This is a genomic window from Bacteroides cutis, assembly GCF_900241005.1.
Taxonomy (GTDB): Bacteria; Bacteroidota; Bacteroidia; order Bacteroidales; family Bacteroidaceae; genus Bacteroides; species Bacteroides cutis.
Genome location: NZ_OEST01000001.1, coordinates 679,237 through 693,511, shown reverse-complemented (window position 1 = coordinate 693,511; position 14,275 = coordinate 679,237). Strand labels below are relative to the sequence as shown.

The 14,275-nt window shown below is 42.1% G+C and carries 15 protein-coding genes and 1 pseudogene; 8 read left to right on the top strand and 8 right to left on the bottom strand.

Going from position 1 to position 14,275, the window contains the following annotated elements:
• Window position 1: 1 nt before the first annotated feature.
• Window positions 2–1,237 (top strand): protoporphyrinogen/coproporphyrinogen oxidase, encoded by a 1,236-nt coding sequence (locus C1A09_RS02605; protein WP_101542165.1) that lies wholly within the window; start codon window positions 2–4, stop codon window positions 1,235–1,237.
• A gap of 28 nt (window positions 1,238–1,265) precedes the next feature.
• Window positions 1,266–2,324 carry an acyltransferase family protein gene (locus C1A09_RS16690; protein WP_101542164.1) on the top strand — a complete coding sequence of 353 codons (1,059 nt, stop codon included), beginning with the start codon at window positions 1,266–1,268 and terminating at the stop codon, window positions 2,322–2,324.
• Here C1A09_RS16690 and C1A09_RS02595 read toward each other — a convergent pair.
• Genes C1A09_RS02595 through C1A09_RS02575 form a run of 5 tightly spaced genes read right to left on the bottom strand, consistent with a single transcriptional unit; the run spans window position 2,321 to window position 6,502 of the window.
• Window positions 2,321–3,223: a glycosyltransferase family 2 protein gene (locus tag C1A09_RS02595; protein WP_370738711.1), complete on the bottom strand. Its 903-nt coding sequence runs from the start codon at window positions 3,221–3,223 to the stop codon at window positions 2,321–2,323. The two genes, C1A09_RS16690 and C1A09_RS02595, sit on opposite strands and share 4 nt — an antisense overlap.
• A 13-nt stretch (window positions 3,224–3,236) precedes the next feature.
• Window positions 3,237–4,082 carry an alpha-1,2-fucosyltransferase gene (locus C1A09_RS02590; RefSeq protein ID WP_101542163.1) on the bottom strand — a complete coding sequence of 282 codons (846 nt, stop codon included), beginning with the start codon at window positions 4,080–4,082 and terminating at the stop codon, window positions 3,237–3,239.
• Window positions 4,083–4,110: 28 nt separating this feature from the next.
• On the bottom strand, window positions 4,111–5,010 hold the full coding sequence (locus C1A09_RS02585) for a glycosyltransferase family 2 protein (RefSeq protein WP_101542162.1): 900 nt from the start codon (window positions 5,008–5,010) through the stop codon (window positions 4,111–4,113).
• 7 nt (window positions 5,011–5,017) lie between these two features.
• Entirely contained in the window at window positions 5,018–5,779 is a 762-nt protein-coding gene (locus C1A09_RS02580; RefSeq protein ID WP_101542161.1) for a lipopolysaccharide kinase InaA family protein, read from the bottom strand.
• A 6-nt stretch (window positions 5,780–5,785) separates the two neighbouring features.
• Window positions 5,786–6,502 (bottom strand): family 2 glycosyl transferase, encoded by a 717-nt coding sequence (locus C1A09_RS02575; protein WP_101542160.1) that lies wholly within the window; start codon window positions 6,500–6,502, stop codon window positions 5,786–5,788.
• A 274-nt stretch (window positions 6,503–6,776) separates the two neighbouring features.
• Here C1A09_RS02575 and C1A09_RS02570 point away from each other — a divergent pair, with 274 nt between their 5' ends.
• Entirely contained in the window at window positions 6,777–7,253 is a 477-nt protein-coding gene (locus C1A09_RS02570) for a hypothetical protein (RefSeq protein ID WP_101542159.1), read from the top strand.
• A complete protein-coding gene (locus tag C1A09_RS02565) occupies window positions 7,225–8,316 on the top strand; it encodes an MORN repeat-containing protein (RefSeq protein ID WP_101542158.1) in 1,092 nt (363 codons plus the stop codon). The genes C1A09_RS02570 and C1A09_RS02565 overlap by 29 nt, the downstream gene beginning before the upstream one ends.
• 69 nt (window positions 8,317–8,385) lie before the next feature.
• Here the strand turns inward: C1A09_RS02565 and C1A09_RS02560 are convergent.
• Window positions 8,386–8,936 (bottom strand): annotated as a pseudogene (locus tag C1A09_RS02560) (ORF6N domain-containing protein).
• Window positions 8,937–9,046: 110 nt separating this feature from the next.
• Between C1A09_RS02560 and pdxB the strand changes: the two are divergent.
• Window positions 9,047–10,090, top strand: a complete 1,044-nt coding sequence (gene pdxB / locus C1A09_RS02555) for a 4-phosphoerythronate dehydrogenase PdxB (RefSeq protein WP_101542157.1) — start codon at window positions 9,047–9,049, stop codon at window positions 10,088–10,090.
• 14 nt (window positions 10,091–10,104) lie between these two features.
• Here the strand turns inward: pdxB and purN are convergent, their stop codons facing one another.
• Window positions 10,105–10,719, bottom strand: coding sequence for a phosphoribosylglycinamide formyltransferase (gene purN / locus C1A09_RS02550; RefSeq protein ID WP_101542156.1), 615 nt, complete (start codon window positions 10,717–10,719; stop codon window positions 10,105–10,107).
• A gap of 98 nt (window positions 10,720–10,817) precedes the next feature.
• Between purN and C1A09_RS02545 the strand changes: the two genes are divergently transcribed.
• The 3 genes from C1A09_RS02545 to rnc are packed head-to-tail and all read left to right on the top strand — an operon-like array spanning window position 10,818 to window position 13,250.
• A complete protein-coding gene (locus C1A09_RS02545; RefSeq protein ID WP_101542155.1) occupies window positions 10,818–11,054 on the top strand; it encodes an acyl carrier protein in 237 nt (78 codons plus the stop codon).
• Window positions 11,055–11,077: 23 nt separating this feature from the next.
• Window positions 11,078–12,340: a beta-ketoacyl-ACP synthase II gene (gene fabF, locus C1A09_RS02540; RefSeq protein ID WP_101542154.1), complete on the top strand. Its 1,263-nt coding sequence runs from the start codon at window positions 11,078–11,080 to the stop codon at window positions 12,338–12,340.
• A 7-nt stretch (window positions 12,341–12,347) separates the two neighbouring features.
• Entirely contained in the window at window positions 12,348–13,250 is a 903-nt protein-coding gene (rnc, locus tag C1A09_RS02535) for a ribonuclease III (protein ID WP_101542432.1), read from the top strand.
• Here the strand turns inward: rnc and C1A09_RS02530 are convergent.
• Window positions 13,209–14,219 carry an ATP-dependent 6-phosphofructokinase gene (locus tag C1A09_RS02530; RefSeq protein ID WP_101542153.1) on the bottom strand — a complete coding sequence of 337 codons (1,011 nt, stop codon included), beginning with the start codon at window positions 14,217–14,219 and terminating at the stop codon, window positions 13,209–13,211. The two genes, rnc and C1A09_RS02530, sit on opposite strands and share 42 nt — an antisense overlap.
• Window positions 14,220–14,275 lie beyond the last annotated feature (56 nt).

Genomic DNA, 14,275 nt, shown 5'->3' with positions numbered 1-14,275 from the left:
TATGAAAATAGCTGTCATAGGTGCCGGTGTATCCGGTCTGTCCATCGCCCAAATGCTCAAAGACAATCATGATATCGTTATTTTTGAAGCCGATTCACGGGCGGGAGGAATAATAAAATGCGACTCCATCAATGGGAACCTTTTTCATCGTACCGGCGGGCACGTGTTCAACACCAAACGCCAAGATGTATCAGACTGGTTTTGGAAACACTTTGATAAAGAAAAGGAATTTACAAAAGCACAACGCAACTCCGCCGTCAGCATGGATGACGAAACTATCATTCCATACCCAATCGAAAACCATGCCTATAAGTTGGGGGAGAACAAGCTAAAAGCAATCATAAACGATTGGCTTACAATCGCCAAACGCCAAGATAAAGAACCTGCCAATTTCGAGGAGTTCCTCCGTTACCGCTTTGGAGAAACCTTATATGAACTATATTTCAAGCCTTATAACTATAAAGTCTGGCGAAGAAGCCTGACACAAGTACCTCTTTCATGGTTAGAAGGTAAACTGCCCATGCCTACTGTGCAAGAAATGATATACAACAACATCAACCACATCAAAGAACAGTCTTTCGTACACAGTTCCTTTTATTATCCGTTAAAAGGAGGTTCACAATTTCTTGCCGATCGACTGGCCGAAGGGCTATCAATCCGATACAACACTCCGGCAAGCCACATAGAACGCACCGGCAAACAATGGAGAATTGATGAAGAAGCTTTTGATAAAGTTATATTCTGCGGAAACATCAAGAAATTACCTTCAATACTCAAAGGACAAGTCAATATCCACACATACGAGAAATTCATTGACGGATTAGAGTCTCACGGCACCACCAGTGTTTTCTGTGAAATATCTCCCAATAACTATAGTTGGATTTATCTGCCAAGTAATAAACACGAATCTCACCGTATCATTTGTAGCGGTAATTTCTCTCCCAACAATAACGTTCAGGGAGTAGTTACCGCCAGCATTGAATTTACCGATTTTATATCTAAGGAAGACATATTGGATAACCTTCGCCGTATTCCATATCACCCGAAATACCTGACTCACCATTATGAAAAATACACCTATCCTATCCAAAGCAATACTACCCGTGAAATGATAAACACATTGAAAAAAAATCTTCAAAAAGAGAATTTCTATCTATTAGGACGTTTTGCCGAATGGGAATATTATAATATGGATGTTGCCATAGGCGCTGCTCTGGACTTAAAAAAAATACTATAAAGAGGATTAATACTTATATAAAATCATCATGACAAAAGAAGAAACATTGCAGCTAAAAGGAATTGCCATTCTGATGATGTTATTTCTTCATCTTTTCAACACAACTGCAAATGTAGAACAATGCCATACTTTCATAAACTTCTGGAATGGGAAACCACTCGTATTAGCATTAAGCCGGGTGGCAGCGTTTTGTGTTCCGATATACATATTTCTCAGCGGATACGGACTTGCCATAACTTATAAAAAGAACCGAGGAATAATGCACTCATGGAATAGGATATTCAATCTCTACGTGAATTACTGGATTGTTTTTTTACTGTTCATTCCATTGGCATGCCTCATAAAACCTAAAAGTTATCCCGGAAGTTTAATGGAATTTATCGGTAATTTCGTTGCATTGGATTGCAGCTACAATAGAGAATGGTGGTTTTTCCTCCCTTATGTCCTACTTGTCATTAGCTCAAAATACATTTTCAGATTTCTGCATAAACTAGATATCAAAGCTACTATTATAACTATTACGATAGTATGTATTTTATATTTCACAGCCAATACTGCCGGAAAACAGTTCCGTCCCTATATTCTACAATATCAGCCATTGCAAATTATATTATGGTACATCACTCTTTCATTCACGTTTATCTGCGGAGCCTTATTTGCCCGTTACAATATATTTGAATATTACCGCTCTTATTTTTCCCGATATTACCCTTTAAAAAGAAATCTTTTATTGACCGGCAGCTTATTAACCCTTTGCATACTCAGGATGATGTTAGGACCCAGTATTCTGAATCCACTTTTTGTGATACCTTTTTTAATATGTTATATCTGCATGAAACGAAGCAGGCGCATATGCGGTATATTAGAATTTTGGGGAAGCCACTCTACCAACCTATGGTTAATTCACACCTTCTTTGCTTACTATTTATTTCACGATTTCATCTATGGATTTCGTTATCCCATATTAATATATCCGGTACTGCTTATCGTCTCATTAGGAAGTTCATATATTGTCCGGTTTATACACAATCCTATAAAATCCATAATAAAAAGCAAGCAACCAGAATTAACAAGAACAAGAAACTAACAGAGCTTTTTGAAGAACTCCGGTATCGTAGTATCCGTATAGATAAATCCGTCCGATACAAGACGGTCGAAAACCGGTGTTCCGATGACACGACCGTATTCTTCCTCCAGTTTTCCTTCCTTGTACAACTCGTAGAAGTAGCGCCAATGCCGTCCGCCGTGTTTGCTGCTGTGTTGCTCCAGTTGCTTGCCGCCATTAATCATTTTCTCCATGAAATGCCGTTTGCCACGTATGTTATAGTGATAAACACGCACATTGCCAAACTCCGAGCGCTTGGGAAACATCGTGACCTTATGATTACCCATAGAAATCTGGAGGTAACAGGTGGTGCGGTGAATTACTTTCTTATTCTGGCGTTCAAACAAAGAATAAAGCGACAGGTCATAAAGTTCCTGGTTATAAACAGGCTTTACCATCTTGTCCCACTGCCAGAAAGGTTTTCCTTCTTCCGGATATACACTTCTCACTTCACAATTCAGCACATTGGCATGCGTGGCAGATAATTCTGTTTTAAGATTACCCGAAGGGGAATACCACAGTTCGTCGGCATCGGCATTAATGACCCAATCCGCCTTATACACAGTTTTAGCTTTCCAAACCATGCGGTCCACCCACTGCTTCTGCTCATAATTGGTGGCCGTCTCTTCAATCAGTTCTTTCACCCACCCCTTCTCTTGATATTTACGGATAATCTCCAAAGTACGGTCTGTGGAATTATTGTCGGTTATAATGAAGCCATCCACTCCCATAGCTTTATGAAAGAGCAGATTTTCCTCCAAAACATCCTCTTCATTCTTCACCAGCAAGGTCATTATCAACCGCGGAGAAGGCGTCAACCGGAAAGCTTTGAAACTTTCGATAAGGGCGAAGCCTGCTTTTTTCAGGAAACATGTACTCATGATGTTCTATGTATTAGTCTATTGCTACTTTTACCCATCCCGCAGGATAGATATTCGGAGTCTCGGAATGTTGGAACCAACGGCAAGGTACAATCACCGTTTTGTCTTCACGGGGATTTAACCAGGCTCCCCACCAACTGAATGTACTGTTACAGATGATGTGATGCTTGCAATGGCTCATCAGCATCATGTCTTGCCAACTATCTTCACCTTTATTCCAGTCAATATACACCGCATTCGGCAACGATAGATTTTCCTTTACCCAGGCAATATCATCCGAAAAGACATAATAAGACGGGGCGGAAACCCTCTTGTTCATTTCCGCTATGGCGTTCCGGTAATAAGGCAATTGGCATACACTTCCGGTAGTAGCCCAGTGTTGCGGTTGCAGATAGTCTCCACGACGAATATGCAGAGATACCGCATTTTCATCTTTGTCCAACCTATCCAGCATATCAAGGCTTTGCTTGTTGGCATTACTTTTGTCAAAGGTAAAAGCCTCCCGTACCTCGTCCCTAATATCCGCAAAAAATCGTTCTGACTGATAAAACCCTTTAAAGTAAAGCAAAGGCCAACAATACTTCTTCTCAAAAGCCTGCAAACTATTAGGGTCTTGCTTCCGTTCATATATTTTTTTGAAGAAAAGAAACTCGATAACTTTCTTCAGAGGCTGGTTAATGCAAAACTCCGTGCGGGGCAGGTTAAATACACGATGCATTTCATATCCGTAATGCACTTTATAATGCATCATATCCGAAAGGTCTATGCGCACCTTGGGATAGCGCTTCTTCATCCGCAGATAAAAAGCGTAAATAAACATCTGATTTCCTAAACCGCCTGTTACTTTTATAAGCCTCATAATAAGACCGTTTATATTTAAAATAGTTTTATTTCATAATTCCCAGCCGCTCGTTCACCCCGTCACGATAGGCTTTCCAGAGTTTGGAGATATCGCTCCACCGGTAAGCATCCGTAAAGGGGCAGGTAACCAGAGCCGTCAGGATATATCCCGACACCCCGATAAAACCTCTGAGATATTTCACCGCCCAGTTTCGCCCGTAATGATGGCTGAGGTACGTGGAGTTCCTCACTTGGTAGAAACGCTTCCACTTTTTCTTTTTGTTCCGTTCGCTCCAACTGTCATCCGAGAAGAATTTCTCCTTATCCATCAAGGCCGAAGGCACATATATTATCTTGTAGCCTGCCTGCACAGTACGAAGGCAATAATCGGTATCATCACAGAAGATAAACAAGTCTTTATTGGGATAACCTATTTTCTCAACCACTTCACGGCGAATAAACGGTCCCTCAAAGGCAGCACCCTGAATTTCCGTAGGAGCAGTCACATGCTGTTTCGACAGTTTACCAGTATACATGGAAGCAAACGGATTTGTCAAGTTATACCCCTGAAATTCATGAGTGAAAAGCTTGCCTTCCTGCAAGCGGCGTGGAGCCAGTATGCCCACATCCTCCCCGCCAGCACACATCAACAACTGTTCCAGACAATCGGCACGCGGAAACACATCGTCGTCCATGCACCATATCCAGTCCGCCCCTGCCTGATAGGCATGTTGCATACCGGTAAAAAAGCCACCCGAACCACCGACGTTAGTCTGGCTGATAACCACCAAATCCGGCTGAGTCTTCAGCCAATCGGCAGTGCCATCCGTACTTCCATTATTAACCACCACGATAGAAGACACCGGTTTGTTTTGTTGCAGGCACCGGACGGTTCTCTTCAAAAGCTCCAGCCGGTTATAAGTTACAACTACTGCTATAATCTTCATAGTATCCTCAATATATATCTCCCTCGCTCGTCTGGGTACTTCTATAAGCTACCATCAGGTCAAAACACTCCTCAACATCGAAACCCCGAACCTTGGCATATTCCTCTGCTATCCAACGGTGCATCTGCGGAGTTGCCGGCAAGCGCATAAAGTTCTTACATCCCGCTTTGATGCCGATAGAACCGATATACATCCGGTTCAGGTCTACTATTTCGAGCTTAACGCCTTCGGGTGTCTTACAGAACAGAATATTTTCGCGTCCATAATCCTTATGCGCATATCCATGTTCATGAAGAATGCCGGTAGTTCGTCCCACTGCCCGCGACACCTCTTCCTCACAATCAAACTTCTCATAAAATAAATCAGCGTAAACATGCGTACACTCCGATTGACAGCTCACATAGTAGCTTTCATCGAACAAGCCCCCCCTACGAATATTCAAATACCCCACCGGCTGGGGAGTCCCCACACCCATCGCCAAAAATCTTTCGGCATACTCATAGGAGCGTTGAGCCTTTGATGCGCGAAAAATGCCATACACCAATCGGTTAAGAAAGTTAGGACGCTGAAAAGACTTGACTACAAATTGCCTGCCTTTATACTCCATCCTCCGCAGTTCATTACGTTTTTTATGGATGACGACCCCTTCTTCTCTCTGGAAACGTTCGGGAAGTGAAACTACAAACTCCCTCATGTCTTCAAAGTCAGGATGAAGCATCAAAGCATGGGGATGGGAGATAATATTCTTTCTTTTCTTTACACTACTCATAACCGGTCAGATTTTATCTAATCCCTTCGTATATTTCAACCAATAGTATTTCAACGGATTTTTATACTTCAACTGTTTCCAGGGACGGCTGCCATGCGGGCGATGCCACACCGGCAAGGTAGTAAACAGATAATTCTTGAAACCCTCTTTCAATGATTGATGGGAGATAGTAACATCATGCCAGTTCTTTTCCGGGTCCAGTTGGTGAAAGTCAAACGTTTTCAGGAAGTTCAAAGCTAGCAGAGAACAGCAAAAGCTACAATGCTTCTTCTCCGGGAATACCTGGTTTTCGCGACCTTTGGCAAACAGATAGGGATAATTGATATCTCCCTTCTCGTCCACAGTGACGGCAGCGGCAATACCGCAATCTTCTCTTTGGAGTGCTCCGTCGAACAAAGACTGCAAGGTGTTTTTCTTCACTATCACATCCGATTCAACGATAATCAGTCCTGCCTCTTCCCGGATGGCACGTTGCTGGGCCATCTGCAACACAAGCAGATAATTAGGGGAAGGATGGTCGGTGATATCCGAAAGATTTACCAGTTCAAATCCCAATTTCGCAGAAGCCTCCTGCAACCGGGCAGTACTTTCTTCCGTACTGAAATCATTATAAATAGTATATACAAAAGGAACGTTTAGGTCAGATGCCATAATGGCTTCCGCAGCCTGCAATGTCAACTCTATAGAGTCCTTCACGGGGGTGATGATATGAACACACTTCATACTGTTTGGGGCGTTTTATCCTCGTTTAATAAACTGTATCATTACTATAAGTTGACAAAACTATGCAATATTTCGCACACAACCAAACAGTTCGCTATTTTATTCCTTTTCAGCTTTCCGTTTCACGGTATATTTTTATTTAGAATAGTTATCTACCGTCTCAAATAAACAACTATATTTGTAATGAATATCAGAATTAATCAACATTGATTTTATGTCATAGATAAATCATTCTAATTATCACTATATGTTAAACTTTAAATGACAAGACAAGATGAAATCCATTTTTAAAAAATTAATTTTAGCAACTTTTTTGCTAGCCGCTATTTGCATTCAGAATGCGAAAGCACAAAGTACCGTCTATTTCTTTATAGACTTTCGTTTTTGGCATTCCGAATACGTGTTCAATGTAAACGGAGAGAAAGGTTTTACCCTTAATCCGGAAGGCAAACCAACCTATAAGGGGGCAGAAACGAAGCTGTATAACATGTGCGCCCGTAAGATAACCTTCGAGCATCCTGACAGCTATGTCATATCTGTAGATTGTCCCAGCAAAGGCGGTGTGTACCACGCAGAACTGAACCTTAACTTGGAAGACGGCGAAACCTATTATGTATTGTGCAACGCCAACCTCAAGAAGCCGTTCTTCATGGAGAATATCGCAGAAAAGGAAGGGCTAAAATTACTTAAGAAGGCACAAAAAAGTGACAAATACACTATCAATGAAGACTTTGTTTATAAAGGAAAGTAGAGCCGTACTTCTGGCACTCTTCCTATCCGTCGTCTGTATTCCGGTCAGTGCCCAAGACATTGCAACCATACTTTTCGGCGAGGGCAACAAGACCGACTACATCGGGCAATATAACTATAACGGCAAACGTAAAAATGGATTTGGCATAGAACGCCAAAAAAGCGGAGCCGTATATGTAGGCGATTTCTCAGAAGACAAGATAAGTGGCCGGGGCATGCTCATCGCTAATGTAAAAGGTATCCCTAATGTATCCGGTGCAGTTGTGTATGTTGGCAATTGGCGCGACGGGAAAAAAAGCGGCAAAGGCTCTTGTTACAGTTCTGACGGAAGTTTGGTTTATGAAGGGCGTTTTGAGAACGATAAGCCTGCCAGTGAAACTATTTCATCATCAGCATCATCCTCGCAACGCTTTTGCATGACAGAATTCGATAACAATCTCTATTTAGGAGAGACCACCGGAGGTACTCCTGATGGTTTCGGTCTGACCGTGGAAGACGATGGCGACATTATCTATGGTATCATGCGAAACGGTATCCGCCAAGGTATTGGCATGATATTCCATGCGCTTGATGTGTGGGAAGTAGGTAAATGGACTGATGGACAGTTTCGCTCTTTCAACAGCTCACAAGTCGCCAGTTCCAACCTTGAAGCATTCAGGGCTGACAACAAGGCATGGAAAAAGGAAGTACGCGGCATGTTGACTGAAGCCGCATTCAACTTTGCACAAGCCGGGGTAACAGCAGCGACGATAGCACACGATGCAAGCCAAAAAGATGCCCCGGAAAACATTGGAGGTAAAGTTGATGAAGACAACATCGCCTCCGGCAAGAGTTTGAGCTATTATCAGACATTGTATAACAAATGGGAATTGAAAGCCAAAAATACTTTTGAAGATCGTGTTCGTCACAAAGTCACCGCAAATACCGCAGGTGATGGACGTGTAGCTAATTCTGATGCCAAATTGCTTCGTCAATACCAGAAAAGCATGAGAAGCGTTCGCCTCGCCGCACAAAAAGAAGGATTTAGCATACCGCAATCAAAATATGAAATAGCTTCATTTTGATAATAAAGAAGTTATAGGCCGATAGTCTTGCAAAAACAACATTCAAAACTATCGGCTTAACTCCATAACTTATTCCTTTTCAGCTTTCCGTTTCACGGTATGTTTTACCTTCAGCAGGGCAAGATTTAACTCTATAGTAGTTTCCGAATCTGTTGCCTGAAGATTGTTATCTAATAAATCAGAAAACAATTCACCACTCTTTTGCAATAAAGATTTCTGCTGCTCTTCAGAAGCATCCGGCAAGCTATTCATAACGCGAGACAACTCTCGCAATTTAGCAAAAGTCTCAATAATGGCAAATGTAGCTTCCGTGGCACAAGGGCTCTTTAAGATAGTGGCAATCATGTAAAGTCCCTTTTCGGTAAACGCTTTCGGCAATACTCTTGACTTAGAGAGATTAGTGGTGGAATTTTTCCACCGCAAACCTTTTAACTCGCTATCGTTCAGCGCCATAATATACCCTTAGGAAATTTATTCGGGTTATTTTTAACTGACTTATTAATATCACGTGTTTCTACCCCATACAAAGTAGCCACATCCCTACCCAAAAGAACTTTTTGCCCACGAAGCACAATTATTTTATCTTCCACTTCTTCAATGCCCATAAGTACATTTTTCATAATATCTTAATTTATGTAACGAACCATATACAAAGATATACATTATCATACCGGCATCTCCTATTCTCATAATTTATTTTTAACTTTGCCTACAATTAACGGTAAATGAAATGAAAGTCATTGTCGACAACAAAATACCTTTTATAAAGGAAGCTATCGAGCAGATAGCAAATGAAGTGGTTTATCTACCCGGAAGTGATTTCACTCCCGCTATGGTGCAAGATGCGGATGCACTCATCATACGCACCCGCACACACTGCAACCGCGAACTGCTGGAAGGCAGCAAAGTAAAGTTCATCGCTACCGCCACCATCGGCTTCGACCATATCGATACGGAATATTGCCGGAAAGCCGGAATTACCTGGAAGAATGCACCCGGATGTAACTCCGCATCGGTAGCCCAATATCTGCAATCTTCCCTGATACTGTTGCAGCAACTGAAAGGAGTAAAACTTTCCGAAGCCACCATCGGAATTATCGGAGTAGGAAATGTAGGCAGTAAAATTGCTAAAGTCGCCCAAGAATTCGGCATGCGCGTATTGCTGAATGACCTCCCCCGCGAAGATAAAGAAGGGGAAAAAGACTTCTGCGCCCTCCAAACGCTTGCCGAAGAATGTGATATACTGACTTTCCACGTACCTTTATATAAGGAAGGAAAATACAAAACGTTCCATTTGGCAGATAATGCCTTCTTCCAATCATTGAGACGAAAGCCAGTCATTATTAATACCTCCCGTGGAGAAGTCATAGAAACAAATGCACTATTGGAAGCTTTGGCTACAGGAATTATCTCGGATGCCATCATTGACGTCTGGGAAAACGAGCCAAACATCAACCTCACCTTATTAAATAAGGTATTCCTCGGCACTCCGCATATTGCCGGATACTCAGCAGACGGCAAGGCAAATGCTACACGAATGTCTCTCGACGCACTTTGCCGGCATTTCAACCTGCAAGCCGATTACCGCATCATACCACCAGAACCCGAACAAGCACAGCTCACAACATCCTCTATGGAGGAAGCCTATTTAAAAATGTACGACCCTCGCCGGGACAGTGAAGCCCTGAAGGCCCATCCTGAATTATTTGAAAAGTTACGGGGAGATTATCCCCTGAGAAGGGAGAAAAACGCTTACACTATTTTGTGCCCCTAAACTTTGTTTTCTCACTATATCAGTTCTGCAATGACTTGCGGATAATATTCATACTCCAGCGCATGTACTTTTTCCGCTACCTGTTCTGCTGTTTCACCCGGCCAAATAGGACATTTATACTGCCTGATAATCTTTCCTTCATCAAAATGTTCATTTATATAATGTATAGTAATACCACTTTCTTTCTCACCGGCAGCTACCACCGCCTCGTGTACACGATTACCATACATTCCCTTTCCGCCAAACTTAGGCAGTAAAGAAGGATGAATATTTATAATTTTATTGGGATAAGCATGCAAGATACAATCCGGTACACGTGCCAGAAAACCTGCCAACACTATAAAATCAATCTTTCTATCTCTTAGAAGAGCCAACACAGACATACCTTCTTTCCACTCCTCTTTAGGTATATAAACCGACGGAACATTCAGACAACGTGCACGTTCCATCACAAAAGCGGTTTCCCGGTTAGTTAAAACCAGTCCTATATGAACCGATTCGCTATCTTGAAAGTAGCGAATGATATTTTCGGCATTCGTGCCATTACCGGAAGCTAAAACAGCAATGTTCTTACTCATAAACCCTCCAATCTCTGCACAAAACCGTGAAAAATGTGCAAAAAGGTACATTTAATTCATCAAATATTTGCGAGGAACGATAAATATTTATTCCTTTGCACCGCAAATTTAAAGAAATAAAACTAATTATTAATTAAAAACTTAAAGTTATGTCTGAAATTGCATCAAGAGTGAAAGCGATTATTGTCGACAAATTAGGCGTTGAAGAATCAGAAGTTACTGAAACAGCTAGCTTCACTAACGATTTAGGAGCTGATTCTCTTGACACTGTAGAACTTATCATGGAATTCGAAAAAGAATTCGGCATTTCTATTCCTGATGATCAAGCTGAAAAGATTGGTACTGTACAGGATGCTGTATCTTACATCGAAGAACACGCTAAGTAATCTTAATCCATTCATTTCTTAGTATGGAATTAAAAAGAGTTGTAGTAACAGGTCTTGGCGCTATTACTCCCATTGGCAACACAGTACCCGAATTTTGGGAAAATCTCGTGAATGGGGTTAGTGGAGCAGGGCCTATTACTCATTTCGACGCATCACTTTTCAAGACCCAGTTTGCATGCGAAGTGAAAGGCTTCGATGCTAATCAATATATAGACCGTAAAGAGGCTCGTAAGATGGATTTATACACTCAGTATGCCATCGGTGTAGCCAAGCAAGCGGTAGAAGATTCTGGTCTTGATGTCGAAAATGAGGATTTGAACAAGATTGGTGTCATTTTTGGCGCCGGTATTGGTGGAATTCGTACATTTGAAGAAGAAGCAGGTAACTATGCCCTCAATAAAGAAAATGGTCCTAAGTTCAATCCGTTCTTCATCCCCAAAATGATTTCGGATATTGCAGCCGGACAAATTTCAATCTTGTACGGTTTTCATGGTCCTAACTATGCGACTTGTTCTGCATGTGCCACATCTACAAATGCTATTGCCGATGCATTTAACCTCATCCGTCTGGGTAAGGCCAATGCCATTGTAAGCGGTGGTTCAGAAGCAGCTATTGCTGCCTGTGGTGTAGGTGGTTTCAATGCTATGCATGCTTTATCTACTCGTAATGAATCTCCAGAAACTGCATCCCGTCCGTTCAGCGCAAGCCGTGATGGATTTATCATGGGTGAGGGTGGTGGTTGTTTAGTTCTCGAAGAATTGGAGCATGCCAAAGCTCGCGGTGCAAAGATTTATGCAGAACTTGCTGGCGTAGGTATGTCTGCTGATGCTTATCATCTGACAGCTTCTCATCCTGAAGGTTTGGGAGCTAAGTTAGTAATGGAAAATGCATTGGAAGATGCAGAAATGAAACCCGAAGAAATTGATTATATCAATGTCCACGGTACATCTACTCCGGTTGGTGATATTTCTGAAGCAAAAGCGATCAAGGAAGTATTTGGAGAGCATGCATATAAATTGAATATCAGTTCAACGAAATCGATGACAGGCCATTTGCTGGGCGCTGCCGGTGCAGTAGAAGCCATTGCAAGTATACTTGCCATCAAGAACGGTATTGTTCCTCCAACCATCAATCACGCAGAAGGAGATAATGACGAAAACATCGACTATGACCTGAACTTTACGTTCAACAAAGCGCAAAAACGTGAAGTAAACGCAGCCCTTTCCAACACTTTTGGATTCGGTGGTCATAATGCATGTGTTATTTTCAAGAAATACGAAGAATAATACGGTCGTGTTACGTAACCAAATAGACAAGATAAGACTCTTATTCCGTAAGGATAGAGAGTCTTATCTTTGTTTTTATAAGATACTTGGTTTTTTCCCTCGCAATATTCGTTTTTACCATCAGGCTTTATTACACAAATCAACTTCTCTCCGCTCCGACCAAGGACGTCCGATAAACAATGAACGCTTAGAGTTTTTAGGTGATGCCATTCTCGACGCTATCGTGGGAGATATTGTCTACCGTCATTTTGAGGGCCGTCGTGAAGGTTTTCTTACCAACACCCGTTCCAAAATTGTACAACGGGAAACATTGAACAAGCTGGCGGTAGAAATTGGATTGGACAAACTGGTGAAATACTCCAGTCGCTCCTCCTCGCACAACAGCTATATGTATGGCAACGCTTTCGAGGCATTCATCGGCGCTATCTATCTGGACCAAGGTTACGACCGTTGTAAGCAGTTCATGGAGGAAAAGATTTTCAAGCATTACATCGACCTCGACAAGATGTCGCGCAAAGAGGTCAACTTCAAGTCCAAGCTCATCGAATGGAGCCAGAAGAACAAGATGGAGGTATCCTTTGAATTGATTGAGCAATTTCTTGACGAAGATTACAATCCGATGTTCCACACCGAAATCCGTATAGAAGGCATCTCCGCCGGTACAGGAAGAGGATACTCCAAGAAAGAGTCACAACAAAACGCCGCCCAAATGGCATTGAAGAAGATTAAAAGTGATGCTACTTTCAAAGAAAATATTGAAGCGGCTAAAATACAAAATCATACAGAAATTACAGAAAAAGAGACTCCTACTACAGAAGACATGATCATCATAGAAGAAACTTCTTGCGGCTCAGGACAAGGTATAACTTTATCCGAAACAAATTCCCATCCTGCGCCCCTGAACGACTAAATCGTGTTCTTCGGTCACTAATTTCAGCTTTCCGGCAATTTCCTCCAGAGGAGCAGAAGATATATCATCCCCCTTCAGCGTCACCATACGTCCGAATTGTCCGGTTGCTATCAGTTCCGTAGCATGACCGCCCATACGGGTAGAAAGATTTCTATCAAAAGGTGTAGGCGAACCACCACGCTGAATATACCCAAGTACAGTTTCACGGGTTTCAATGCCCGTTTCATACTCTATCTCCTGTGCAATATATTCGGCGGCACGTTTCCGGCCATCTGTCAGAATACCTTCGGCAACTACCACAATAGAGTATGGTTTACCCTTCTTCAAGCGGTTCAGAATAGTATCACCAATATTATGAACATTATAAGGAAGTTCAGGGATTAAAATCACATCACCACCGCCTGCCATACCTGAATAAAGAGCAATCCATCCCGCTTTATGTCCCATCACCTCAATCACCATCACACGCTTGTGCGAACTGGCAGTAGAATGCAGACGGTCAATAGCATCTGTGGCAATACTGACAGCCGAATCAAAGCCGAAAGAAAAATCCGTACCCCAAATATCATTATCTATCGTCTTGGGTACAGATACAATGTTCAACCCCATAGCGGCCAACTTAGCAGCAGTCTTCTGCGTACCATTGCCACCGATACAGACAACACAATCCAAACCCAACTCTTTTACATTCTGCTCTATCAAAGCCGGTTTGTTGACATCCGACATCACACCGTTCTTTTTAAACGGTTTCTCACGCGAAGTCCCTAGCATAGTTCCACCCAAATTCAACAATCCTGATAAAGATTTATCGGTAAACGACTCTACATCTTTTGTCAATAGCCCTTGAAAACCACTATGGATGCCGATTACCTCCATTCCATAATGATTAATAGCAGTCTTGCATACCCCACGAATAGTAGCATTGATACCGGGACAATCTCCCCCTGAAGTCAAAATACCGATTCTCATAAATTTAATGTGCTAATGTGATTAATATGTTAATGTGCTAATAGGCTGCGCAATGA

Coding starts and splice junctions, on each gene's coding strand:
- C1A09_RS02590 (WP_101542163.1), bottom strand. CDS start 4,082: ATGAGGCTTATAAAAGTAACAGGCGGTTTAGGAAATCAGATGTTTATT.
- C1A09_RS02545 (WP_101542155.1), top strand. CDS start 10,818: ATGTCTGAAATTGCATCAAGAGTGAAAGCGATTATTGTCGACAAATTA.
- C1A09_RS02595 (WP_370738711.1), bottom strand. CDS start 3,223: ATGAGTACATGTTTCCTGAAAAAAGCAGGCTTCGCCCTTATCGAAAGT.
- C1A09_RS02530 (WP_101542153.1), bottom strand. CDS start 14,219: ATGAGAATCGGTATTTTGACTTCAGGGGGAGATTGTCCCGGTATCAAT.
- C1A09_RS02575 (WP_101542160.1), bottom strand. CDS start 6,502: ATGAAGTGTGTTCATATCATCACCCCCGTGAAGGACTCTATAGAGTTG.
- C1A09_RS02605 (WP_101542165.1), top strand. CDS start 2: ATGAAAATAGCTGTCATAGGTGCCGGTGTATCCGGTCTGTCCATCGCC.
- C1A09_RS02570 (WP_101542159.1), top strand. CDS start 6,777: ATGAAATCCATTTTTAAAAAATTAATTTTAGCAACTTTTTTGCTAGCC.
- C1A09_RS02565 (WP_101542158.1), top strand. CDS start 7,225: ATGAAGACTTTGTTTATAAAGGAAAGTAGAGCCGTACTTCTGGCACTC.
- C1A09_RS02580 (WP_101542161.1), bottom strand. CDS start 5,779: ATGAGTAGTGTAAAGAAAAGAAAGAATATTATCTCCCATCCCCATGCT.
- C1A09_RS02585 (WP_101542162.1), bottom strand. CDS start 5,010: ATGAAGATTATAGCAGTAGTTGTAACTTATAACCGGCTGGAGCTTTTG.
- fabF (WP_101542154.1), top strand. CDS start 11,078: ATGGAATTAAAAAGAGTTGTAGTAACAGGTCTTGGCGCTATTACTCCC.
- pdxB (WP_101542157.1), top strand. CDS start 9,047: ATGAAAGTCATTGTCGACAACAAAATACCTTTTATAAAGGAAGCTATC.
- C1A09_RS16690 (WP_101542164.1), top strand. CDS start 1,266: ATGACAAAAGAAGAAACATTGCAGCTAAAAGGAATTGCCATTCTGATG.
- purN (WP_101542156.1), bottom strand. CDS start 10,719: ATGTACCTTTTTGCACATTTTTCACGGTTTTGTGCAGAGATTGGAGGG.